The organism is Streptococcus sp. GMD3S, assembly GCF_000298695.2.
Classification (GTDB): Bacteria; Bacillota; Bacilli; order Lactobacillales; family Streptococcaceae; genus Streptococcus.
In genome coordinates, this window is record NZ_AJRC02000014.1 from 14,920 (window position 1) to 40,198 (window position 25,279).

Consider the following 25,279-nt stretch of genomic DNA (forward strand, 5'->3'; position numbering starts at 1 on the left):
GTACAAGATAAAATAGCAAAAAAGGCGATTATCCAAGCGGAAATCGTCTTTTTTGATATTCTCACAAATACGATATCTTGTGGTTGGTGTAAACTGGTAGATAGTTCTCTTATTTTATTTATCAAAACCTTGTAAGTTTTTTTGGCGCTCTTCAGTTTGACCCTTGGCATCCAATTTATTACCATTGTAAACAGTGCTTTCCCATGATCCGTACATTGGGTTAGGGAAAATGATGAATTTCTCACCAAACTCTTTTTGTAATTCCTCTAATTTTTGGTCGCGCTCAGTTTCAGAGGTCTTTGAAAACTCTGCAAAGTCCACAAGATTGTCTCCTAGTAGCATGACTAAGTTGGTTTTTTCTTGGACTGCTTGTCTACGACCTTCTTTAGATTTGACGCCTTTTTCTAAGAACATGAGATGATCGCGGCTTTGTACAGGAATTCCTTCATTTTCTAGGTTTTTGATCGTATCATCTACCTGATCTATCGTGCGGTCAGATACATAGTAAATTTGGACACCGTTTTGGTCTGCAAATTGGAGAAAATCTTTAGCACCTGGTACAGCCTTGGCTGCGGCTTTTTTTACCCAGATATCCCAGTTATCTGGGGTAAATGCTGTTCCATCTTTGACATTTTGCGCTTGATAAGGGCTATTGTCTAATACGGTTTCGTCTAAGTCCAAAACGATAGAGTAGGGTTTATCTGTCTGTGTTTTTAGTAGTTCTTTCAAACGATCAGTAGCGACATTGTAACCTTGTAGATAGAGTGCCTTGGTCTCAGCTGCTTTTTGATACCAAAGAGTTGACATAGTATTTTCTCTTGAACGCAACTGATCATAGGTCATTGTAACCTGATTGTCAGATGTACTACTTTGTGTTGTCTGTGAATTTGCCGAATTTGTGCCACAGCCAGTCAGTAAAATGACGGAAGCAAGTGTAGAAGCAATTGTAATGGTAACTTTGGATATTTTCATAATCCCATCCTCCTAATAATAGTCTATTAATATTGTAGCGTTTTCATGGGATTTGTGCAAGAAAATATCGAGAGAAAAGAAATTTTTCAGTAGTAATTTGGTATTAGGATAAAATTATGTACTTAATTTGGGAATGAAGATGGATATAAAAAAATTCAATCGGCTTGATAGAAAATCTATATCAGTTCCTTTTTGAAAAATAGATGAAAATAAAGTGAATCTTTGAAAGGCTAGTAACATCAAGCTTTTCAGGGATTTTTTTCTTTATAGATATAAAAATTTTCAATCGAGTTGATAGTCAATATATATTGGGAAAAGGGGAAAAGGAGTGGTAAGATGGTTTCAATCCAAATGGAAGGAGAAAGGTATGGCAAGCAAAAGAGATTTAGTCTTTAGAGCGATTCGAGGCGATGAAGTGGAAAGAGTTCCTGTCGGATTTTGGTTTCATTTTGTAACACTCGAAGAAAAGGGGCAGGGATTAAATAATCCACGTATCTTTCAAAAAAGTGTTGATGGGCATCGCAGCTATGTGGAAAGGATTCGCCCTGATTTTGTCAAAATTATGAGCGATGGTTTTTTCCTTTATCCAAGTAATGTCTATAATCCTAAGATTGCAAGCATTCGGGAGCTGACTTCTATTGAGTCGATTGGTGAGGAACACCCATGGATTCAGCAACAGGTGGAAGTGGTACAAGCGATTCGAGAGACCTTTACCGAAGAGATTGCTTCTTTCTACAATATCTTTTCACCAATCTCCTACCTCAAGCGCTGGTTCCGCACAGAAACTTCTCGAGGAGATAGGGAAGTGGCTGATCTATTGCTTGAAAATCCTGAGCAATTTAGAGCTATTCTAGACGTGATTGCAGGAGATATTGCTATCCTAACTCAGAAAATCATCCAGCAAGGCGGTGTTGACGGGATTTACCTCAGTACCCAGGAAATTCAAGATGAGCGCATCACACCAGCACTCTACCAAACCTATATCGAACCGAGCAATATAGCGATTTTGGAGGCAGCTAATCAGGTGGGTGGGACCAATATCCTCCATATCTGTGGTTTTGAAGGTGCGAGCAATGATGTGACGATTTTTAAGGACTATCCAGCTCAAGTGGTCAACTGGGCGACCCACCATGAGGATGTTAGTTTGACACAGGGGCAGGAGTTGTTTCCAGGCAAGGCCGTTTTAGGTGGATTTGAAAACGGCAAGAAAAGCTTGCTTTATCAAGGTTCCAAGGCGGAATTGCAAGATGAAACAAGACGGTTGCTGGCTGAAGCTGGTAGTAAAGGCGTTCTTCTGGGAGCTGACTGTACTGTTCCAGATGACTTTGACTTAGAGAGGTTGGACTGGATTCGGCAGGCAGCTGTTCTCTAAAAGGAGGAGCTATGAAAAGTAAAAGATGGGGCATCTTCATTGCAGTTGTCGGTTTGCTGGCCTTGGTTGCCATAAGCGTCGTAAAAAATCAGCACTGCAAAAATGGAGAGAGATGTCGTGGAGTTCAGGATTTTTCCAAGTCCAGTCTCCCCTTTCTACGCTCGAATGATATCGCAAGCAGTTTATTAGTTGAAAAAGTAAGAAATGGAGAATAAGAATGTCAGAAAAAAAAGAATGGGTTTTAAAAGCATTTAAAGGTGAAAAGGTTGATCGTGTGCCAGTTGGCTTTTGGCACCATTTCACATCCGAAGACGAATGGCTACACGGTTTCTCAAATCCAGTCATTATCGAGAAGAATATTGAGGGCCATAAGCGCTTTATCCGAGAAGTTCAGCCAGACTTTATCAAACTCATGAGTGATGGCTACTTTGCTTATCCAAATCCAGCGATTGCCAAAGACAAATCACTTCAAGAATTGGCAACCATTCAACCACTTGGATCAGACCATGCTTGGATAAAAGAGCAGGTGGACTTGGTTAAGAAAATCAAGCAAGAGTTTACAGAAGATATCGTTGCGATTTACAATATTTTTGCTCCTGTGACCTATCTCAAGTGGCTGCTTGGGGAAGTATCTGGCGGCGATGACCTTATCGCGGACTTTCTGGTGGAAGACCCTGAAGCCCTTAAGAAGGTGTTGGATGTGATTGCAGAAGATATTGCGAGTCTAAGTCGAGCTGTCATCGAAGAGGCTGGTGCTGACGGAATCTACCTCAGCGTGCAGAGTATCCAAGATCAACGAGTGTCGGCAGCAGATTATCAAGCCGTCATTGCACCTAGCGAGATAACGGTTCTGGAAGCGGCTAGTGCTGTTGGTGGCGTCACTGTTCTTCATATCTGTGGCTACGAGGGGGCGCGAAATGATATTCACCTTTTTGCAGACTATCCTGCCCAAGTCTTTAACTGGGCTGTAGGACCAGAGGGAATCACTCTCAAGGAAGGTCGTGAGATTTTCAAGGGACGTACGGTTCTTGGAGGATTTGAAAATGGCAAGACAGGCTTACTGTATACTGGTAGCAAGGACGCCATTCAGGCTGAGGCAAAGAAACTAGTTGCAGAAGCTGGGGAACAGGGATTGGTACTTGGGGCAGATTGTACCATTCCAAGTGATATCGCAGTTGAACGTATCCAGTGGGTGAGAGAAGCGCTTGAAAACTAAAGGAGAAAAAGATGAGTAAAAAAGCATGGATTATCGGTGGTGTAGCAGTTGTTGCAGTAATTGGGGCGACGATTATCGGGAGAAGTTTAGCTGGTGCTCCAGCCAAGGATGGAAAAACGGCTTCGTCTGCTGAAGTCATAACCTTGAAGGTTGCCCATACACAAAACTACGTACCTTATGACTTTGTAAATGAAAAAGGGGAATCAGATGGTTATGAAGTAGCTGTTTTGAAGGCTGTTGATGAGAAGTTGGCAAACTATCAATTTGAATATACGGGTACCAGTGATGATGACCTCTTGATTGGTCTGGAATCAGGTAAGTATGACATCGGAACCAAGGGAGCTTGGTACACAGATGAACGAGCTAAAAAGTTTGTCATTCCATCTGAACCAGTCGGAGCGAGCATCATCGGATTTACGGTCAGAAAAGAAGATGAACAGAAATACAAAACCATTGATGACTTTGCTAAGAATAAAGGGAAATTGGTTCCCATCTCTCCACAGAATGCTCAATGGAATGTCATCACCAGCTACAATGAAAAACATCAGGATGCACCGATTGAGCTAACAGCTGCTGAATCCTTTAAAGTGGCAGATGCCTATGCCTGGGTCTTAGAAGGACGTTATGACGCCTTCTTTGATATCAAACTGTCCTTTGAAAAAGCAGTTACCGCAGAAGATGGCCCTTACCACCAATATGCGGACAAACTCAGCTGGTTCCCATACAAGGGTATTCCAACTTATCCCTTGATTCACCGTGATGAAAAGGGTGAGAAATTTGCTAAAGAATACGAAAAAGCAATTAAAGAATTGAAAGAAGATGGCACGCTTGCTAAGCTATCTCAGCAATACTTTAAAGAAGATGTCTTTAGTTACGTAGACAAAGACTAGACCAGAAATTCCAAGACTAGAAAGGGTTTTGCATGGTTTCTTATGATTTTTCCAAGGTCTTTCAGTTTTTGCCGACCTTATGGCAGGCGCTTCCTATGACCTTGTCCATTCTCTTTTTTACTACTCTTCTTGGTTCCCTTTTTGGAGGTCTCTTGGCCTGGGCACAAGTAGGAGAAGACAAGAGTTTTGCAGCGATTTCCAAAGGCTATATCTTTACCCTTCGTTGTACACCGCCGATTGTCTTGCTTTTTCTAGTCTTTTATGGCTTGCCAGAATTTCTGAAATGGTGGCTTGGTTTAGATATCAACAACTGGTCTAAAACTATTTTTGTTCTCTTGACGATGATTCTCTTGTTTGCGGCTATTGTTGCCGAGGTTTTCAAGGCAGCCTATCAAGCTATTCCAAAGGGGCAGACAGAGGCCGGGCTTAGTATTGGTTTGACTCCAAGTCAGACTTTTTGGAGAATCATTTTTCCTCAAGCTTTTCAAGTTGCTCTTCCCAATATAACGACCGCTATACTCAATCTCATGCGAGATGCTGCCTTGGCCTATACGATTGGTTTCGTTGATGTTATGGGGGCGGGGAATCTCTTGATTAGTCGCAATTTAGGGAACTACTCTCTGGAAACCTATACGGCAGTTGCGCTTCTTTACTGGGGGATTGCCTTGGTTATTTCTAGCTTGAGTCGTTTGCTTGAGAAGTCTTTGGAGACAAAAGGGAGGTAAGAAATGGATATAGACTATATTGTAAAGACCTTTCTGGAGACCTTGAAGGGTGTGCCAATCACCTTGATTATCATGATTGTGGCTATGGTCTTAAGCTTTTTACCAGCTCTATTTTTAGCCTTAGGGCAGATCTATAAGGTTCGAGGTGTGAGGAGTTTTTCTCTGGTCTATCTGGCCTTTATCCGAGCGACTCCACCGATTTTATTGATTCTCTTCTTTTATAGTTTGTTTCCAAGTTTGCTGAATCAATTTCTCAAAAGCATAGGAAGTGACTTTGATATTTTCAAACTTGATCCTCTCTACTATGCCTTCATCATTTATAGTTTGATGACAGTCGGGAGTTTATCGGAGATTTTGCGTTCAGCCATCTTGACGGTGAACAAGGGACAACTAGAGGCAGCGCATGCGATTGGGCTGACTACGACCCAGGCCTATCTAAGGATTGTTTTTCCTCAAGCCTTGCGCTCAGCCTTGCCTAACTTGGCCAATCTGGTGATTAATATCGTCAAAGGGACCTCCCTGGTCTTTGTTATGACTATCAAGGATATCACCGCTATTGCTCGTGTGGAAGCGTCCTACGGTTACCAGTATTTTGAGTCATATTTTGTGATCTTTTTGCAGTATATTTTGATCTGTGGTTTGATTCAGTGGGGCTTCTCCCTACTGGAGAAAGGCTATGTGAAAAAAGAAGAGAGAGCAAAAACATCTAGCGCGCGTTTTGTATAGGAGGACAGGATGTTACAAGTAGAACATATCGCAAAAACATTTGGAGAGAGACAGGTCTTGGAGGATGTTAATCTTCAGGTCAACCAAGGGGATGTCGTTGTTATTTTAGGACCATCAGGTTCTGGGAAAACGACCTTTCTCCGTTGTCTCAACCACTTAGAAAAAGCTGATAGTGGCCGTTTGACCTTGGCAGGAAAAACCTATGACTTATCCAAATTGAGCAAGAAAGACATTCTAGAAATTCGCCAAAAAACAGCCTTTGTTTTCCAGCACTACAATCTTTTTGCGAATAAAACTGCTCTGGAAAATATTCTAGAAGGCCTAATCGTAGCTCGTAAAGTTCCCAAGGAAGAAGCGCTCAAACGTGCAGAATCTGCCTTGGAAAAAGTTGGTTTACTGGCCTACAAAGACTACTACCCTTCACAACTATCTGGAGGGCAACAACAACGAATAGGAATTGCGCGTGCTATTGCCGTCAAACCCGAGGTCATTTTGCTAGATGAACCAACATCAGCACTAGACCCTGAGTTGGTTGGAGATGTTTTGGATGTTCTGAAACAGTTGGCGGGAGAAGGTGTGACCATGGTGGTCGTCACGCATGAGATGGGATTTGCTAGAGATGTCGCCAACCACGTTATTTTCATGGATGGAGGCCGTATCGTAGAGGAGAACAATCCCCACGATTTCTTTAGTCGTCCACAAGAAGAACGAACCAAGCAGTTCCTGGCTCGTATCTTATCAGACGCTAGCTATAGTGTAGAATATATGATTTGATAGCTAAGTGTATCATAAAAACAACACCCCATGACTAGAAGATTCTTCTGACCATGGGGTGTTTTCTCTATAGGAGGGCTAGGTTATATTCTTTGAAAATCTCTTCAAACCAGGTCAGCTTCGCCTTATCTACAACTTCAAAGCTGTGCTTTGAGCAGCCTGTGGCTAGCTTTCTAGTTTACTCTTTGATTTTCATTGAGTATCAGTTCTCTTTCTTGTTTTTTATCAACCATCCAAGTCCGAGAAGGGCAAGGATACTGAATCCAGCAAGGGCAAGAAGTGATTTGCTCTCAGTTCCTGTGTTTGGAAGGAGGTTCTGAGAGTTAGCCTCTGCAGCGGTTTCTTGAGTTTCAGGATTGGCTGCTAGGCTTTGAGCTTGGCCTTGTTCTGGTTCAACTTCCAAGCTAGAAAGATCAAATTCTGGTTTTTCTTCCACAGCTGGAGCGACAATGGCACCACCTTGAGACAAGCGGAGAACGACAGCAGTGAGAGCGTTCAATTTCAATCCTTTCTCAGTCCATTTAAGGCCTTGAGGGTTGGTAATTCCTACTGGTCCTGCTTGGTTTTCATCAGCCAAGACTTCGGCCTTTCTCAAGTGAGCAAAGGCAGTTCCCAAGTTGAATTCGCGAGCTTTTTCATCCGCATTGACAAAGACAGCGTAGACATCACCGTTTGGAGCAGTGATTTGGTAGCCGATGGTCACATCTTCTTTTTCAACGCCATTTTGTCCTGGGACAGTAATGAGGTGGACGCGCTCCTTGATATCTTGCAGACTCTTGAGTCGGAAAGCGTCTGTAGATTGACGAAGAGCGATCAGACCTTTCATGTAGTCACGGCTCTTGACATTTTCAGGATATGCTTTGCTATCTGTAGCTTTGGTCCAGTCAAACTTGTTGACAGCATCACTAGAGTCGTAAGAGTCATGGATAAAGTAAGGATAGACAAATGGCTTGCCGTCCTTGTCGCGCAACAAGTGAGACTTGTTTGGAACCTTATCCTCTGAGACAGGATTCTTATAGGCTGGATCAAGGAATTGTTTGGTACGTCCGTATTCCTGACCAGAGTGGATAAACGGAGTTCCTTGAGCGGTCAAGACCATGAGGTTTCCAAGTCGCAAACGACGATGAATCTCAGCGTAGTTTTCAGCCTTGCTTGGGTCTTTTTTGATAGACTGGGCAATGATGTCAAAGAGGGTCAAGTTATCATGGGCTGCGATATACTGGATAACATCTCCAGGACTGTCTGCTTCAAAGTTGGTTGGTTGGGCAATGAGATTTTTAAAGATGGTATTGATATCGCGTTTGCCACCTGTGATAAAGGCAGGTTGACCTTCGTTTGGATAGCCAGACTTGAGGTTGTTGCGGATGTCGTCTGAAAAGACAGCGACAGTATCTGTTTTCTTCATCCAATCTTGGTCAGCAGGTTGCACAGGCGCATTTTCATCACCAGTATAGGTTCTCCAGCCTTCACCTAGCATGATGAGATTTGGATTGAGGGCGCGTGCAGCCTTGTAAGCTTCTTCGATAGAAGCCGCATCGTGGTCACCCATCATATCAAAGCGGAAACCATCTACTTTGTAAGTTTCAACCAGATACTTGATGGAGTCTACCAAGACACGTTTAGACATGTAGTGGGTAGTTCCCAAACGACCGCCTCCGAAGCTAGTACGTGGAGTTCCGTCTGCATCCATAAAGTGATAGTAATTTGGCTCAATATCTTCAAAAATATCAACATTTGCAGTATGGTTGTAGACCACATCCAAGATAGCCCCCATGCCACGTTTGTGGATTTCGTTGATGAGGTTTTTGAATTCTGCGATACGTTTTTCTGGATCCTTAGGATTGCTTGAGTACATACCAGTCAAGGAGAAGTAGTTTTGAGGGTCATATCCCCAGTTGTAGTTGCTGTTGCTTGAAGCGTAGGCAGACAAACGTTCATGGTTTTTCAATTCATTGACAAAGTAGTAAGACAAGACTGGAAGGAGCTGGATGTGGGTCACACCCAAGTCTTTGAGATAGTCTAATTTTTCGATAAAGGCTTCGAAGGTACCGAATGGTTTGGTCAAGTCTTTTGCGATGGCAGGATCCGAAGTGAAGTCACGCACATGAGCTTCATAGATAACGGCATCTTCACGTGATTTGAAGTTACGAATCTTTCCATAGGTCAAGTCTTGCGGACCTAACTTCGCTGGATCGACAAAGGCAGCTTTAGCGACCTTATGAGCGGCATCTGTTTTTGCTAGGTCACTGTTCCAAGCCGCTAATGATTTGGCATAAGGGTCAAGAACGAGGACAGTTTTACCTTGGCGCTCGATTTGGTAGTGGTAGTAGTAGCCAGTGTAGTTGCTGATACCGAGACCAGAGTTTGCATCCAGAGTTTGTTTCCAGGTTCCTTTTTCTCCTTTTTCAAGGGGGACAGTTCCAACTACCTTTTCAGGGTCTTTCTTGTCATAGACAACAACGGAAACCTTATCAGCACTTGGAGACCAGAGGGTGAGGTCAACACGCTTGCCATCTTCTTTCAGAGTTGCGCCGAGTGGCCCATCGTAACTGTAGGACTCATCCTTGAGGCGCCAGCTTGAACGTGTGGTAAAGCGGTCTGAATTGTAGCTGACAGTGTAAGGGTGTTGAGTGTCAGAGAAGTCGCCGATGTAGGTCACTTTTTTACCTGCCTCATCCACTTCCACGTCTGTGATAGCTACTTTATTCCCTTGGTAATCAGTGATGCTGGAGTGTTTGAGGATATCGTCTTTCTTAGCTCCAACGAGGGTAGAAAAACTGCTTTCGATACGAGATTTAGCCACGTGTTGGGCACCAGTCATACGGATATCGTGAACGTAGTAGGGGTTGGTGTAGATGGTTTCGTCATCATCTTTGAGGAAAATCTGACTGTGATTTTTTAGATCAGTGAATTTATAATCTTCTTTTCTGATTTTCACATCATCGCCTTTCTTGCTTTCGTCTAGTAATAAAAATCCAAATTCTCTTGCAGCTTCATTGAGTGGGATATCAATGTAGCGTCCATATTTTCCAGTTGCGGTAAAGTCAGTACCGTCAGGCCATTCTCCACTGCTTGGGTTTTTGACATCGCCCCAATACCAGAGAGATTTTTTGTCATAGTTTCCATCGGTGCGGTAGTAGTTGACACGAATAGTTCCTGCTGGTTGAGGGCGGTAGTTGTATACCTTGTAGTTTTCATCTAGCCAGGCCTCATTCATTTTTGGAGAGAGGCGCTCTACAGAACGGTCTCCCGTCAGGTTATCCCCCTTGGTATTGTTGATGAGGAAGCTGACTTTCTTGGCTTGCTCATTTTTGAGTTTGACATCTAGATAATAGCCGTAGTCATCTTGCTTGGCATCCTTGAAGGACTTGGCTCCATTGGGCCAGTTTTCAGACGGTTTTTCAACATCGTCCCAAGTCCAAAGACCTTGAGAATCTTTGTTCTCTTCAGGGAGTTTTTTTACATGGATACGGAAGTGGTTGTCTGCGATGGGTTCTTCAGAGGATGTGTCAGCTTGTGGTTTTTGTTCTGAAGTTGGCGTTGCAGTGCTGTTATCTACTTTCTCTTCCTTGCTGTTAGCCTGGCTTGTAGTAGCATCTTCTGTTTTAGGTGTTTCTAGTGCTGTAGTAGTTTCCACAGCTGGAGCTTCTTTTTTAGAATCAAGGGAAGCGTTTGCATTCTTTTGTTCAGAAATAGGCGTTTCCTTTTGAGTTTGACTCGTTTCAGTCTCAGTAGGGGCCTTGGTCACAGCGCTGGTATTTTTCTGAGTTTGAGGAAGGTTTTCATTGGCCGAAATAGTTGGCATTGCAGCAGAAAGCAGGACAATGCTGGCACCAATGAGGACAGAACCAGTTCCGTTCTTCAAGGAACGGATACCATAAATCATTTTTTTCTCAGTTTGAGATGGGATCTTTTTCATCACAATTCTCCTTGTGTAGTTGTTCCCTATCAGTATAGCACGAGGTAAACATTAGTGCAAGCGTTTTCCTAATTTTTGAGAGAAAATATAATGCTTCATTCTCTTGAAATTTTAAAATAATATATAGGAAAAGATTGTTAAAAAATAGTAAAAAAACCTTGAAAAATCTAGCTAAATAAGGTATAATATGAATAATCATTTGTCGTAGGTTTTGTCTGAAATATTGTCCAGACAAGGCTCACAGCAGTTAAATCTTCTGGAAAAGTCAGATTTAGCTGCTCTTTTTGTGCTTTTTTTCAGGTTTTTGAGTGCTTGTAACAAAAATTTAAAGATTCTGAAAATTCATCAAAGGGACACGGTGATAGGGGTTTTAAAAACCATATGACGATTAGAAAAGCCTGATTGACAAGGCTTGGAATTTATTTACAAAGGAGAATCATCTTGGCAGGACATGACGTTCAATACGGGAAACATCGTACCCGTCGTAGTTTTTCAAGAATCAAAGAAGTTCTTGACTTACCAAATTTGATTGAAATTCAAACGGATTCATTCAAAGATTTCCTAGATCACGGTCTTAAGGAAGTATTTGAAGATGTATTGCCAATTTCAAACTTCACAGACACAATGGAGTTGGAATTTGTTGGCTATGAAATCAAGGAACCAAAATACACGCTCGAAGAAGCTCGTATCCACGATGCTAGCTACTCAGCACCAATTTTTGTAACCTTCCGCTTGATCAATAAAGAAACAGGCGAAATCAAGACCCAAGAAGTCTTCTTTGGTGATTTCCCAATCATGACCGAAATGGGTACTTTCATTATCAATGGTGGTGAACGTATTATCGTTTCTCAGTTGGTCCGCTCACCAGGTGTTTACTTTAATGACAAAGTAGACAAGAACGGCAAAGTGGGCTATGGTTCTACTGTTATCCCTAACCGTGGAGCTTGGTTGGAACTTGAAAGCGACTCAAAAGACATCGCTTATACTCGTATCGACCGTACTCGTAAGATTCCATTTACGACCTTGGTTCGTGCGCTTGGTTTCTCAGGTGATGATGAAATCTTTGATATCTTTGGTGATAGCGAATTGGTTCGCAACACCGTTGAAAAAGATATCCACAAGAATCCAATGGACTCTCGTACAGACGAAGCCTTGAAAGAAATCTACGAACGCCTTCGTCCAGGTGAGCCTAAGACTGCTGAAAGCTCACGTAGCTTGCTTGTAGCACGTTTCTTTGACCCACGCCGCTACGATTTGGCAGCTGTTGGTCGTTACAAGATCAATAAAAAACTCAACGTTAAAACACGCTTGCTCAACCAAACCATTGCGGAGCCATTGGTAGACCCTGAAACTGGTGAAATCTTGGTAGAGGCTGGTACCGTTATGACTCGCAGTGTGATCGAGAGTATCGAGCACCACTTGGATGGCGACTTGAACAAGATCATTTATATTCCGAATGATGCAGCTGTTCTGACAGAACCAGTTGTCCTTCAAAAATTCAAGGTTGTTGCCCCAACAGATCCAGACCGTGTTGTAACCATCATCGGAAATGCCAATCCAGACGACAAGGTTCGCGTTGTAACTCCTGCGGATATCCTTGCAGAGATGAGCTACTTCCTTAACTTGGCAGAAGGTATCGGACGTGTGGATGATATCGACCACCTTGGAAACCGTCGTATCCGTGCAGTTGGTGAATTGCTTGCCAACCAAGTACGTCTTGGACTTTCTCGTATGGAACGTAATGTCCGTGAACGTATGTCTGTTCAGGACAATGAAGTTTTAACACCACAACAAATCATCAATATCCGTCCTGTAACAGCAGCGGTTAAAGAATTCTTTGGTTCATCACAGTTGTCACAGTTCATGGACCAACACAACCCGCTTTCTGAGTTGTCTCACAAACGCCGTTTGTCAGCCTTAGGACCTGGTGGTTTGACACGTGACCGTGCAGGATATGAAGTACGTGACGTGCACTATACTCACTATGGCCGTATGTGTCCAATCGAGACACCTGAAGGACCTAACATCGGTTTGATCAATAACTTGTCATCTTACGGACACTTGAATAAGTATGGATTTGTTCAAACACCATACCGTAAGGTTGACCGTGAAACAGGTGTTGTGACCAATGAAATCGTTTGGTTGACAGCCGATGAAGAAGATGAATTTACTGTAGCGCAGGCTAACTCTCGTCTTAACGAGGACGGTACTTTTGCTGAGAAAGTTGTCATGGGACGTCACCAAGGGGTCAACCAAGAATATCCAGCAGAAGTGGTTGACTACATGGACGTGTCACCAAAACAGGTAGTTGCCGTTGCGACTGCATGTATTCCTTTCTTGGAAAACGATGACTCCAACCGTGCTCTCATGGGTGCCAACATGCAACGTCAGGCTGTGCCTTTGATTGATCCAAAAGCACCTTACGTTGGTACTGGTATGGAATACCAAGCAGCTCATGACTCTGGTGCTGCTGTTATTGCTCAGTATGATGGTAAAGTTACATACGCAGATGCTGACAAGGTAGAAGTACGCCGCGAAGATGGTTCATTGGACGTTTACCACATCCAAAAATTCCGTCGTTCAAACTCAGGTACTGCCTACAACCAACGCACTCTCGTTAAAGTTGGCGATGTTGTTGAAAAAGGCGATTTTATCGCTGACGGACCTTCTATGGAAAAAGGGGAAATGGCGCTTGGACAAAACCCAATCGTTGCCTACATGACATGGGAAGGTTACAACTTTGAGGATGCCGTTATCATGAGCGAACGCTTGGTCAAAGACGATGTCTACACATCTGTCCACCTCGAAGAATACGAATCAGAAACACGCGATACAAAGCTTGGGCCTGAAGAAATTACTCGTGAAATTCCAAATGTTGGTGAAGATGCTCTTAAAGACCTTGACGAAATGGGTATTATCCGTATCGGTGCTGAGGTTAAAGAAGGCGATATCCTTGTAGGTAAAGTCACACCTAAGGGAGAGAAAGACCTTTCAGCTGAAGAACGTCTCTTGCACGCTATCTTCGGAGATAAGTCTCGTGAAGTGCGTGACACTTCTCTTCGTGTACCACACGGTGCCGATGGTGTTGTTCGTGATGTTAAGATCTTTACACGTGCAAATGGCGATGAGTTGCAATCTGGCGTTAACATGCTGGTTCGCGTCTACATCGCTCAAAAACGTAAGATCAAAGTCGGAGATAAGATGGCCGGACGTCACGGAAACAAAGGGGTTGTCTCTCGTATCGTCCCTGTAGAAGACATGCCTTACCTTCCAGACGGAACTCCAGTCGACATCATGTTGAACCCACTTGGGGTACCATCACGTATGAATATCGGTCAGGTTATGGAACTCCACCTTGGTATGGCAGCCCGTACTCTTGGTATCCACATCGCAACACCAGTCTTTGACGGAGCAAGTTCTGAAGACCTTTGGGACACTGTTAAAGAAGCAGGTATGGATAGCGATGCCAAAACAATCCTTTATGATGGACGTACAGGTGAGCCGTTTGACAACCGTGTATCAGTTGGTGTCATGTACATGATCAAACTCCACCACATGGTTGATGATAAATTGCACGCGCGTTCAGTCGGACCATACTCAACCGTTACCCAACAACCACTCGGAGGTAAAGCTCAGTTTGGTGGACAACGTTTCGGTGAGATGGAAGTTTGGGCTCTTGAAGCCTACGGTGCGTCAAATGTTCTTCAAGAAATCTTGACTTACAAGTCTGACGATATCAACGGACGTTTGAAAGCTTATGAAGCTATTACAAAAGGAAAACCAATTCCAAAACCAGGTGTTCCAGAATCCTTCCGAGTTCTTGTAAAAGAATTGCAATCTCTTGGTCTTGACATGCGTGTCCTTGACGAAGATGACCAAGAAGTGGAACTTCGTGACTTGGATGAAGGAATGGACGAAGATGTCATCCACGTAGATGACCTTGAAAAAGCCCGCGAAAAAGCGGCCCAAGAGGCTAAAGCAGCCTTTGAAGCTGAAGAAGCTGAGAAAGCAACAAAAGCGGAAGCAACAGAAGAAGCTGCTGAACAAGAATAAGCAGTTCACTTAGAATAGAAAGGGAAGAAATAGTGGTTGATGTAAATCGTTTTAAAAGTATGCAAATCACCCTAGCTTCTCCAAGCAAAGTCCGTTCATGGTCTTATGGAGAAGTCAAAAAACCTGAAACAATCAATTACCGTACCTTGAAACCAGAACGTGAAGGACTCTTTGACGAAGTCATCTTTGGTCCTACAAAAGACTGGGAATGTGCTTGTGGGAAGTACAAACGCATTCGTTACAGAGGGATTGTTTGTGACCGCTGTGGGGTTGAAGTGACGCGTACGAAAGTTCGTCGTGAGCGTATGGGGCACATCGAGTTGAAAGCTCCTGTATCTCACATTTGGTATTTCAAGGGGATTCCAAGCCGTATGGGCTTGACCCTTGATATGAGTCCTCGTGCCCTCGAGGAAGTTATCTACTTTGCGGCTTATGTAGTGATTGATCCTAAGGATACACCACTTGAGCACAAGTCTATCATGACAGAGCGCGAATACCGTGAGCGCTTGCGTGAGTATGGTTATGGGTCATTCGTTGCCAAGATGGGTGCCGAAGCTATCCAGGACCTCTTGAAACAAGTAGATCTTGAAAAAGAAATTGCTGAACTCAAAGAAGAGTTGAAAACAGCTACTGGACAAAAACGTGTCAAAGCCATCCGCCGTTTGGATGTTTTGGATGCCTTTTACAAGTCTGGAAATAAACCTGAATGGATGATTCTCAACATTCTTCCAGTTATTCCACCAGATCTTCGTCCAATGTTGCAGTTGGATGGTGGCCGTTTTGCCTCATCTGACTTGAACGACCTTTACCGCCGTGTTATCAACCGTAACAACCGTTTGGCTCGTTTGCTTGAGTTGAATGCACCAGGTATCATCGTTCAAAATGAGAAGCGTATGCTGCAAGAAGCGGTTGACGCTTTGATTGATAATGGCCGTCGTGGTCGTCCGATTACAGGACCAGGTAGCCGTCCACTCAAATCATTGAGCCACATGCTCAAAGGGAAACAAGGACGCTTCCGTCAAAACTTGCTCGGTAAACGTGTTGACTTCTCAGGACGTTCCGTTATCGCCGTTGGTCCAACTCTTAAGATGTACCAATGTGGTGTACCACGCGAAATGGCGATTGAGCTCTTTAAACCATTCGTCATGCGTGAAATCGTTGCCCGCGACATTGTGCAAAACGTTAAGGCAGCTAAACGCTTGGTAGAACGCGGAGACGAACGTATCTGGGATATTCTTGAAGAAGTAATCAAAGAACACCCAGTTCTTTTGAACCGCGCACCGACCCTTCACCGTTTGGGTATCCAAGCCTTCGAGCCAGTCTTGATTGATGGTAAGGCCCTTCGCTTGCACCCGCTTGTCTGTGAAGCCTACAATGCCGACTTTGACGGGGACCAAATGGCCATCCACGTACCGCTTTCAGAAGAAGCTCAAGCAGAAGCTCGTATCTTGATGTTGGCTGCTGAGCATATCTTGAATCCGAAAGATGGTAAACCAGTTGTTACTCCTTCTCAGGACATGGTTTTGGGTAACTACTACTTGACCATGGAAGAAGCTGGTCGTGAAGGTGAAGGAATGGTCTTCAAAGACCGTGACGAAGCGGTTATGGCTTACCGTAATGGTTATGTTCACCTCCACTCACGTGTTGGTATCGCGACAGATAGCCTCAACAAACCTTGGACTGAAGAGCAAAAACACAAGGTCTTGCTTACAACAGTTGGTAAAATCCTCTTCAACGACATCATGCCAGAGGGTCTGCCTTACTTGCAAGAACCAACAAATGCCAATTTAACAGAAGGTGTTCCAGCTAAATACTTCTTGCCACTAGGTGGAGATATCAAGGAAGCAATCAGCAATCTTGAACTCAACCCTCCATTCAAGAAGAAAAATCTTGGGAATATCATCGCTGAAATCTTCAAACGTTTCCGTACGACAGAAACTTCTGCCCTACTTGACCGCATGAAGAATCTCGGATACCACCACTCAACTCTTGCAGGTTTGACAGTGGGTATTGCCGATATCCCAGTTGTTGAAGACAAGGCTGAAATCATCGAAGAATCACACAAACGTGTAGAACAAATCACCAAACAATTCCGTCGTGGTATGATCACAGACGACGAGCGCTACAACGCTGTTACAGCTGAATGGCGTGCAGCCCGTGAAAAATTAGAGAAACGTTTGGTTGCCAACCAAGATCCTAAGAACCCAATCGTTATGATGATGGACTCTGGAGCCCGTGGTAACATCTCAAACTTCTCACAGCTTGCCGGTATGCGTGGTCTGATGGCCGCTCCGAACGGACGTATCATGGAATTGCCAATCCTTTCAAACTTCCGCGAAGGTTTGTCAGTACTCGAAATGTTCTTCTCAACTCACGGTGCCCGTAAAGGTATGACCGATACGGCCCTTAAGACAGCCGACTCAGGTTATTTGACTCGTCGTTTGGTTGACGTTGCCCAAGATGTGATCATCCGTGAGGACGACTGTGGAACAGACCGTGGTCTCTTGATCCGTTCTATCGCAGAAGGAAAAGAGATGATCGAGTCTCTCGAAGAACGCCTCAACGGTCGTTACACTAAGAAAACTGTTAAACATCCAGAAACTGGTGCAGTGATCATCGGTCCAAATGAGTTGATTACAGAAGACAAGGCGCGTGAAATTGTCAATGCTGGTGTGGAAGAAGTGACTATCCGTTCCGTATTTACATGTAACACTCGTCATGGTGTCTGCCGTCACTGTTACGGTATCAACTTGGCGACTGGTGATGCGGTTGAAGTTGGTGAAGCAGTTGGTACAATCGCTGCCCAATCTATCGGGGAACCTGGTACACAGCTTACAATGCGTACCTTCCACACGGGTGGGGTTGCCTCAAATACCGATATCACTCAGGGTCTTCCTCGTGTCCAAGAAATCTTTGAAGCCCGCAATCCTAAAGGGGAAGCGGTCATCACAGAGGTCAAAGGACAAGTTACAGCTATCGAAGAAGACGCGTCAACTCGTACCAAGAAAGTCTTCGTTAAGGGTGAAACTGGAGAAGGCGAATACGTGGTACCATTTACAGCCCGTATGCGCGTCGAAGTTGGAGACCAAGTCTCTCGCGGTGCGGCATTGACAGAAGGTTCTATCCAACCGAAACGTCTCCTCGCTGTTCGTGATGTCTTGTCAGTTGAAACCTACCTTCTCGGTGAAGTACAAAAAGTTTACCGCAGCCAAGGGGTAGAAATCGGTGACAAACACATCGAGGTAATGGTTCGTCAAATGATCCGTAAAGTTCGTGTCATGGATCCAGGTGACACAGACCTTCTTATGGGTACTCTCATGGACATCAACGACTTTACAGATGCTAACAAGGATGTTCTTATCGCAGGTGGAGTCCCAGCGACTGGTCGCCCAGTTCTTATGGGAATTACCAAAGCCTCACTTGAAACCAACAGTTTCTTGTCAGCGGCTTCCTTCCAGGAAACAACTCGTGTCCTTACAGATGCGGCCATCCGTGGTAAGAAAGACCATCTCCTTGGACTCAAGGAAAATGTTATCATCGGTAAGATCATCCCAGCTGGTACTGGTATGGCTCGCTACCGTAACCTTGAACCACAAGCCGTTAATGAAGCAGAATATCTGGCTCCAGAACAAGAAGAGGCAGAACTTGCTCCTGTAGAGGAAGTTGTGGAAATCCAAGTTGAAGAAACAGTAGAATAAAAGCAAACAAGAGAACCTTTGGGTTCTCTTTGTTTTATTTCAGAAAAATTTTCCCACTTTTTCATAAAGTATGGTAGAATAGAAGAACTAAAATGCCAAGGAGGTGTCCGTATGGAACAAACATTCTTTATCATTAAGCCAGATGGTGTGAAAAGAGGGCTGGTTGGTCAGGTTCTGAAAAGAATTGAGGAGCGTGGTTTCAAAATCGAAAAATTAGAGTTGCGTTCAGCAGTTTCAGAAGTTTTGATTGACCAACACTATCAAGACTTGGTTGAAAAAAGTTTTTATCCTCCTATCCGTCAGTTTATGACCTCAGGACCGGTAGTGGTGGGCATTCTATCAGGTCCGAAAGTGATTGAAACTTGGCGTAGTATGATGGGAGCTACTCGTCCAGAAGAAGCCTTGCCTGGAACTATCCGAGGAGATTTTGCTAAAGCAGCAGGAGACAATCAAGCTATTCAAAATGTAGTTCATGGCTCCGATTCGGAAGCTTCTGCAAAACGTGAAATTGCTCTCTGGTTTAAGGATTAGACTGGTAAAAGAACAGTTCTGTGCACAAGAGAGCTGTTTTTTGGTCAGTTGAGCACAAAAAAAGAACACTTGAGGCGGAAACAATCATTTCAAACTCCTCACAAGGTATAATCCCATATAGGGAGGGAAAAGAAATGGTAAAATCAATTCGCCTATTGTTACTGATTGCAGTCATCCAGATTAGTTTTAGTAGTTGCCTATTATGGAAAGAATCCTTTTTATCTTTAAAACAGACCAATGCTTACTTTTTGATTTTGATAGTAGGAATTTCTGTTTTGTGCGCTGGGATAAATTATTTCCATACAGCAGACCAGTCTAGACATAGTATTTTACATGTTCAAAAGAAAGTGAGCCTTGTTTATTGCCTCCTTTTAGTAGTCAATCTTCTGGCAACCTGTCTGGTTCTCTCAGAAAGCATCCAAACCACTAGCAAATTGCAGCAGGAACTGGTTGACCTCTTTTTACCCTCCTTCTTTTTCTTGCTAGGAGTAGATCTATTGATTTTCTTACCTTTTGATAAAATTTTTCGCGATATAGAAAATCACCTAAATAAAAAGAAAACAGTCGTCATTTCCGTTCTAGCTACGATGGTTTTCTTGAGGAATCCCTTAGTGATTTCCTCGATTTTCTTTTATATCAGTGTTGGTTTTCTATGCGCACGTTTCCTTTTTCCCAAATGTATCCAAAGGGAAATCTCCTTTTATGGGCACCTGATTCGGGATATCCTGTTTGTTTTTTCAATAGTTGTATTCTTTTAAGTGGAGGAGAATCTTTCAAAATTGTTATAGTAAGTCCATAAAGAAAATTCACACAAAAGAAAACTTTTTGGTATAATAGTAGCATGCACACAAAAAATGAAGAAGAGCTTCTAGCTCTCGGAGAAAGATTAGGTCATTTGCTTCAAAAAGACGATGTTCTAATCTTGACTGGAGAGTTAGGTGCGGGTAAAACAACCTTTACAAAAGGCCTTGCCAAGGGCTTGGATATCTGTCAGATGATTAAAAGTCCAACCTATACCATTGTTAGAGAGTATGAAGGGCGTTTGCCACTTTACCACTTGGATGTCTACCGTATCGAAGGGGACGCTGATTCTATTGACTTGGATGAGTTTCTCTTTGGTGGCGGTGTGACTGTTATTGAGTGGGGGCATCTTTTGGGTGAAGATTTACCAGATTCTTACTTGGAGTTGGAAATTTTGAAAGAAGCTGATGGTCGTTGTCTTCATTTTACGGCTCATGGCTCTCGGGCTGAACAACTCATCAAGGAGTTTCAAGATGGAGTATGAGTTGTGTATTCGTGAGGCAGAGATGTCAGATGCTACAGCCTTGATTGCATTTTTAGATTGTGTCGGTCAAGAGACAGACTTTACTAGCCTAGATGAAAATGGCATCATGATGACAGCTTCTGAAATGGCTCTTTTTATCGAAAAACAAGCTGCATCAGAGAATCAAATTACTCTCCTCGCCTTACTGAATGATGAGATTGCAGGAGTCTTAAATATCACAGCAGACCAACATTTAAGAGTTCGACATATCGGTGATGTTTTTCTAGCAGTTCGCAAGAAATTTTGGAACCAAGGCTTGGCGACTATACTTCTAGAAGAAGGCATCGAGTGTGCTAAAGTCAGTGGCGTCTTGCGCCGTTTGCAACTTAGTGTACAAAAACGAAACGAGGCTGCAGTCCACCTCTATTCAAAAATGGGATTTATCACAGAAGGCTTACAAGAAAGAGGAGCCTATTTAGCAGAAGGGATATTTTTAGATGTTTGTCTTATGGGCAAGCTGATAGATGAATAACAAGATGATCAAAAAATTAATTGGAATGGTGCTAGCTTTTCTAGCAGTAACAGTTGTAGGTGTAGCGGTTTATGGTTACACCATTTTCCAACAAGGAACAGCAACCTTGAGTGAAAAGACTTATAAAAAGATTGGTGAAGAAACCAACGTTATCGAAGCGACGGAGCCTCTGACCATCCTCTTGATGGGGGTAGATACGGGAAATGTGGAACGTACAGACCCGTGGGCGGGAAATAGTGATTCCATGATTCTCCTGACGGTTAATCCCAAAACAAAGAAAACCACAATGATGAGTTTGGAACGGGATATTTTGACCAAGATTGAGACTGGAAACGGTCAAGTTCAGGAAGCCAAACTCAATGCGGCCTATGCTAATGGTGGTGCGGAACTTGCAATTTCTACTATTCAAAAGATGATGAATATCCACATTGACCGCTATGTGATGGTTAACATGCAGGGGCTTCAACAATTGGTGGATGCGGTTGGTGGAATTACCGTCAACAATACACTCGGTTTCCCAATTTCGATTGCTGACCAAGAGGAGTTTAATAAGATTTCTATCGGTGTTGGAGAACAAACCTTGAATGGGGAGGAAGCTCTGGTGTATTCACGGATGCGTTACCAAGACCCAGAGGGAGACTATGGTCGTCAAAAACGTCAACGTGAAGTTATTCAAAAGATCGTTGAGAAGGTTTTGAGCCTAAACAGTGTGAGTCATTATCAAGGTATCCTCAAAGCTTTGAGTGATAACATGCAGACCAATGTGGACTTGTCAGCTAAGAGCATTCCACAATTGCTCGGCTATCAAGATTCCTTCAAGAATATCGAAACGCATCAATTGCGTGGGGAAGATGCTGAGCTACAGGGAATTTCTTATCAGATTGTCACTTCAGAACATATGCTCGAAATGCAAAATCTCTTGCGTAGTTCGCTAGGTAAAGAGCCAGTGACAGAATTGGAAACCAATGCGGTACTGTACGAAACAGCCTTTGGTCGGACAGCACCTTCAACCAGTACGAACGCTTCAAACGAAGAAGCAGAATAAGAAAAGAATCAAATCGTGGGAAATTTCCTGCGATTTTTTCAAAAAAATTCGAATAGATAAGTAGGAGGAAACATGAAAGCAGAAATTATTGCTGTAGGAACAGAAATTTTAACAGGGCAGATTGTCAATACCAATGCTCAGTTTTTATCAGAGAAACTAGCCGAAATCGGGGTAGATGTCTACTTCCAAACAGCTGTTGGAGATAATGAAGCTCGTCTTTTGTCCTTGCTTGAGATTGCGAGTCAACGTAGTAATCTTGTGATTTTGACAGGGGGCTTGGGACCAACCGAGGATGATTTGACCAAACAAACCCTGGCAAAATTTTTGGGAAAAGATCTAGTGTTTGACCCTCAAGCGCAAGAGAAACTGGATATTTTCTTTGCTCATAGACCTGACTATGCTCGGACACCGAATAATGAGCGCCAAGCCCAAATTGTAGAAGGGGCGACTCCACTGCCAAATGAGACAGGTTTAGCAGTAGGAGGGGTGTCAGAAGTGGATGGCGTGACCTACGTGGTCCTCCCAGGACCACCTAGTGAATTGAAACCCATGGTCTTAAATCAACTCTTACCCAAGTTAATGACTGGTACCAAGTTATACTCACGAGTGCTCCGTTTCTTTGGAATTGGGGAGAGTCAGTTGGTGACCATTTTGGCGGATTTGATTGACCATCAAACCGATCCGACCTTGGCGCCGTATGCCAAGACGGGAGAAGTGACCTTGCGTTTGTCTACAAAAGCAGTTAGTCAAGAAAGGGCTGATCAAGCACTGGATATCTTAGAAAATCAAATCTTGAGTCGCCAAACTTTCGAGGGAATTTCTCTACGAGACATCTGTTATGGATATGGGGAAGAAACCAGTCTCGCAAGTGTCGTTGTAGAAGAGCTAAAGAAGAGACAGAAAAGCATTACTGCGGCAGAAAGCTTGACGGCAGGTCTCTTTCAAGCGACATTAGCAGACTTTTTGGGCGTCTCAGCAATCTTTAATGGCGGTTTTGTCACTTACAGCCTAGAAGAAAAGTCCAAGATGTTGGATATTTCCGAGCAAGAGCTAAAAGAACACGGGGTTGTTTCTGGGTTTACGGCTCGAAAAATGGCAGAGCAGGCACGGATCAAGACTCAGTCTGATTATGGAGTTAGTTTGACGGGTGTGGCAGGGCCAGATAGCCTAGAGGGGCATCCAGCTGGTACAGTTTTTATTGGATTGGCACATGCAAAAGGGACAGAGGTGATCAAGGCCAATATTGCAGGACGGAGTCGAGCAGATGTTCGACATATTGCGGTCATGCATGCCTTTAACCTAGTTCGCAAGGCTTTATTAAGTGACTAAATTTTGGTATAATGAAAGATAGGTCTAAGGACCAGTAGAATATAGGAGAACAAAATGGCGAAAAAACCAACAAAAAAATTAGATGAAATTGGGAAAAAATTTGGAGCAGACCGTGAAAAAGCATTGAACGATGCTCTTAAATTGATTGAGAAAGACTTTGGTAAAGGCTCAATCATGCGCTTGGGTGAGCGCGCGGAGCAAAAAGTTCAAGTGATGAGCTCAGGCTCATTGGCTCTGGACATTGCTCTTGGTTCAGGTGGTTATCCTAAAGGACGTATCATCGAAATCTATGGACCAGAATCATCTGGTAAGACAACGGTTGCCCTTCACGCTGTTGCGCAAGCACAGAAAGAAGGTGGTATTGCAGCCTTTATCGATGCGGAACATGCTCTTGACCCAGCCTATGCTGCAGCCCTTGGTGTGAACATTGACGAATTGCTCTTGTCACAACCAGACTCAGGAGAGCAAGGTCTTGAAATTGCTGGAAAATTGATTGACTCAGGTGCAGTTGACCTCGTCGTTATTGACTCAGTTGCAGCCCTTGTACCTCGTGCGGAAATTGATGGGGATATTGGAGACAGTCACGTTGGTTTGCAGGCTCGTATGATGAGCCAGGCCATGCGTAAACTCGGAGCTTCTATCAATAAAACCAAGACAATTGCCATCTTTATTAACCAGTTGCGTGAAAAAGTTGGGGTCATGTTTGGAAATCCAGAAACAACACCTGGTGGACGTGCTTTGAAATTCTACGCTTCAGTCCGTTTGGATGTTCGTGGAAGCACACAAATCAAGGGAACTGGTGACCAAAAAGATACCAATGTCGGTAAGGAAACCAAGATCAAGGTCGTGAAAAACAAGGTGGCTCCACCATTTAAGGAAGCCTTTGTTGAAATCATGTACGGAGAAGGGATTTCTAAGACTGGTGAGCTCTTGAAGATTGCAAGTGATCTCGATATCATCCAAAAAGCGGGAGCATGGTACTCTTACAAGGGTGAAAAAATCGGACAAGGATCTGAAAATGCTAAGAAATACTTGGCGGATCACCCAGAGATTTTTGATGCCATTGACCACCAAGTTCGTGTTCAATATGGCTTGATTGAAGATGAAGAAGGGACAACTCCTACCACTGTTTCGGAAGATCTAGCACCTAACCAAGAAGTAACGCTTGACCTAGGCGACGGACTTGAAATCGAAATTGAAGATTAAAAATGAAAGCGGAGAAGTCCTTCTCTGCTTTTTATGTTTAATTATTAAGTCTCCATAAGCTTCAAAAGCGTAATAAAAGAGTATTTAATCAAAAAAATTAAAACATTCTATAAAAAGGAGACTACTATAATGGAAAAACGCCTTGTTCGTAACGTACAAGACAAAAAGATTGCTGGTGTTTGTGCAGGTATCGGTGACTACTTTAACATGGACCACACACTTGTTCGTGCACTTTGGATCATCTTCACCCTACTTGGTGGTTCTGGAATCTTAGCTTATGCTGTTCTCTACTTCCTTCTTCCAGAAGGCAATGCAGAAGCTTAAGCCATAGAGAGAATAAAAGTTTATTCTGATCAGTTGAAAATAAAAAATGCATGTAATCGTAAATTACATGCATTTTTATATGTAGCTTCTATCGAAAAAGAGAGGTTCTTCACCAGATGGATAAGTCTTGTTTAATGGTCACTAAAACGACGATACTCTATATGAAAGTCAAAATAATGTTCATTCTGTAACTTTTGGAAGATGTCGCGATAGGCCTCTTCGTCAAAATGGTCGCCACGGTAAAGAATTTCAAAACTCAAACCATCGTACTCTAGAAAAGCGTTGGCTGATTTAAAGCCATTTTGGCGATAGAAGTCCATGCGGGCCTTCCTTTGCTCCAAGTTATCGCATTCTTCATCTAATCGCTCGACTTCTAGCAACATGGTTCGCTGGTAAAAATCGGTTAGTTTTTCGATAATTTCCTTTCCATACCCGTGGCTTCTCAGGTGGGGCATGATGGCAAAAAAACTGATATAGAAAGCTTTTGGGTTGGAAATAGAGAAAGCAAAGCCGACAAACTCTTCCTGGTTATAAAAGGCAAAGAAGTGGGCATCATCTCGGTCCTGATAGCGCAAGAACTCAGACAGAGGGACTCGTTCTTCTTCAGGGAAAGCTTCCTTGTTTAGCTTTTCAACCTTATCCAGATCGGGAAATACATCGGTAATTAATTGACTGGTCAAACTCATAAATGACCTCCTTTTCT

At 43.4% G+C, this 25,279-nt stretch carries 20 protein-coding genes; 17 read left to right on the forward strand and 3 right to left on the reverse strand.

Annotation, left to right across the window (positions count from 1 at the left end; genetic code table 11):
- Positions 1-114 precede the first annotated feature (114 nt).
- Positions 115-972, reverse strand: a complete 858-nt coding sequence (locus tag GMD3S_RS0207300) for a 5'-nucleotidase, lipoprotein e(P4) family (RefSeq protein WP_000703381.1) — start codon at positions 970-972, stop codon at positions 115-117.
- A 367-nt stretch (positions 973-1,339) separates the two neighbouring features.
- Here GMD3S_RS0207300 and GMD3S_RS0207305 point away from each other — a divergent pair, with 367 nt between their 5' ends.
- From GMD3S_RS0207305 to GMD3S_RS0207335, 7 genes are read left to right on the forward strand one after another with little or no spacing between them, the layout of a single operon-like run.
- On the forward strand, positions 1,340-2,344 hold the full coding sequence (locus GMD3S_RS0207305; RefSeq protein ID WP_000157314.1) for a uroporphyrinogen decarboxylase family protein: 1,005 nt from the start codon (positions 1,340-1,342) through the stop codon (positions 2,342-2,344).
- 11 nt (positions 2,345-2,355) lie between these two features.
- Positions 2,356-2,559 (forward strand): hypothetical protein, encoded by a 204-nt coding sequence (locus tag GMD3S_RS0207310; RefSeq protein ID WP_000837741.1) that lies wholly within the window; start codon positions 2,356-2,358, stop codon positions 2,557-2,559.
- A 2-nt stretch (positions 2,560-2,561) separates the two neighbouring features.
- Complete coding sequence (locus GMD3S_RS0207315) at positions 2,562-3,560, forward strand: uroporphyrinogen decarboxylase family protein (protein WP_001290979.1); 999 nt, start codon at positions 2,562-2,564, stop codon at positions 3,558-3,560.
- A gap of 11 nt (positions 3,561-3,571) precedes the next feature.
- On the forward strand, positions 3,572-4,450 hold the full coding sequence (locus tag GMD3S_RS0207320) for a transporter substrate-binding domain-containing protein (protein ID WP_000036997.1): 879 nt from the start codon (positions 3,572-3,574) through the stop codon (positions 4,448-4,450).
- A 32-nt stretch (positions 4,451-4,482) separates the two neighbouring features.
- Positions 4,483-5,175, forward strand: a complete 693-nt coding sequence (locus GMD3S_RS0207325; protein ID WP_000255460.1) for an amino acid ABC transporter permease — start codon at positions 4,483-4,485, stop codon at positions 5,173-5,175.
- 3 nt (positions 5,176-5,178) lie between these two features.
- On the forward strand, positions 5,179-5,901 hold the full coding sequence (locus GMD3S_RS0207330; protein WP_000350566.1) for an amino acid ABC transporter permease: 723 nt from the start codon (positions 5,179-5,181) through the stop codon (positions 5,899-5,901).
- A gap of 9 nt (positions 5,902-5,910) precedes the next feature.
- Positions 5,911-6,675, forward strand: coding sequence for an amino acid ABC transporter ATP-binding protein (locus GMD3S_RS0207335; protein ID WP_000942256.1), 765 nt, complete (start codon positions 5,911-5,913; stop codon positions 6,673-6,675).
- 202 nt (positions 6,676-6,877) lie between these two features.
- Here the strand turns inward: GMD3S_RS0207335 and GMD3S_RS0207340 are convergent, their stop codons facing one another.
- Positions 6,878-10,594 carry a pullulanase gene (locus GMD3S_RS0207340; protein WP_000723756.1) on the reverse strand — a complete coding sequence of 1,239 codons (3,717 nt, stop codon included), beginning with the start codon at positions 10,592-10,594 and terminating at the stop codon, positions 6,878-6,880.
- A 441-nt stretch (positions 10,595-11,035) separates the two neighbouring features.
- Here GMD3S_RS0207340 and rpoB point away from each other — a divergent pair, with 441 nt between their 5' ends.
- The 10 genes from rpoB to GMD3S_RS0207390 all read left to right on the forward strand — a co-directional run bounded on the left by rpoB (position 11,036) and on the right by GMD3S_RS0207390 (position 24,576).
- Positions 11,036-14,647 (forward strand): DNA-directed RNA polymerase subunit beta, encoded by a 3,612-nt coding sequence (rpoB, locus tag GMD3S_RS0207345; protein ID WP_000907170.1) that lies wholly within the window; start codon positions 11,036-11,038, stop codon positions 14,645-14,647.
- Between the two features lie 32 nt (positions 14,648-14,679).
- Complete coding sequence (gene rpoC / locus GMD3S_RS0207350) at positions 14,680-18,345, forward strand: DNA-directed RNA polymerase subunit beta' (protein ID WP_000228754.1); 3,666 nt, start codon at positions 14,680-14,682, stop codon at positions 18,343-18,345.
- 111 nt (positions 18,346-18,456) lie between these two features.
- Positions 18,457-18,876: a nucleoside-diphosphate kinase gene (gene ndk, locus GMD3S_RS0207355; protein ID WP_000438309.1), complete on the forward strand. Its 420-nt coding sequence runs from the start codon at positions 18,457-18,459 to the stop codon at positions 18,874-18,876.
- A 134-nt stretch (positions 18,877-19,010) separates the two neighbouring features.
- A complete protein-coding gene (locus GMD3S_RS0207360) occupies positions 19,011-19,634 on the forward strand; it encodes a hypothetical protein (protein ID WP_000240908.1) in 624 nt (207 codons plus the stop codon).
- An 83-nt stretch (positions 19,635-19,717) separates the two neighbouring features.
- Positions 19,718-20,161 carry a tRNA (adenosine(37)-N6)-threonylcarbamoyltransferase complex ATPase subunit type 1 TsaE gene (gene tsaE, locus GMD3S_RS0207365; RefSeq protein ID WP_000556957.1) on the forward strand — a complete coding sequence of 148 codons (444 nt, stop codon included), beginning with the start codon at positions 19,718-19,720 and terminating at the stop codon, positions 20,159-20,161.
- Positions 20,151-20,672, forward strand: coding sequence for a GNAT family N-acetyltransferase (locus GMD3S_RS0207370; RefSeq protein ID WP_000455519.1), 522 nt, complete (start codon positions 20,151-20,153; stop codon positions 20,670-20,672). Before tsaE ends, GMD3S_RS0207370 begins: the two co-directional genes overlap by 11 nt.
- 4 nt (positions 20,673-20,676) lie before the next feature.
- Entirely contained in the window at positions 20,677-21,717 is a 1,041-nt protein-coding gene (gene lytR / locus GMD3S_RS0207375) for a glycopolymer--peptidoglycan transferase LytR (RefSeq protein WP_000592170.1), read from the forward strand.
- Between the two features lie 72 nt (positions 21,718-21,789).
- Positions 21,790-23,046 carry a competence/damage-inducible protein A gene (locus tag GMD3S_RS0207380; RefSeq protein WP_000642673.1) on the forward strand — a complete coding sequence of 419 codons (1,257 nt, stop codon included), beginning with the start codon at positions 21,790-21,792 and terminating at the stop codon, positions 23,044-23,046.
- Between the two features lie 54 nt (positions 23,047-23,100).
- Complete coding sequence (recA, locus tag GMD3S_RS0207385) at positions 23,101-24,252, forward strand: recombinase RecA (RefSeq protein WP_001085519.1); 1,152 nt, start codon at positions 23,101-23,103, stop codon at positions 24,250-24,252.
- 129 nt (positions 24,253-24,381) lie between these two features.
- Positions 24,382-24,576: a PspC domain-containing protein gene (locus GMD3S_RS0207390; RefSeq protein WP_000415528.1), complete on the forward strand. Its 195-nt coding sequence runs from the start codon at positions 24,382-24,384 to the stop codon at positions 24,574-24,576.
- Between the two features lie 131 nt (positions 24,577-24,707).
- On the opposite strand, the gene GMD3S_RS0207395 is transcribed toward GMD3S_RS0207390, so the two are convergent.
- Positions 24,708-25,262 carry a GNAT family N-acetyltransferase gene (locus GMD3S_RS0207395; RefSeq protein WP_000060281.1) on the reverse strand — a complete coding sequence of 185 codons (555 nt, stop codon included), beginning with the start codon at positions 25,260-25,262 and terminating at the stop codon, positions 24,708-24,710.
- Positions 25,263-25,279 lie beyond the last annotated feature (17 nt).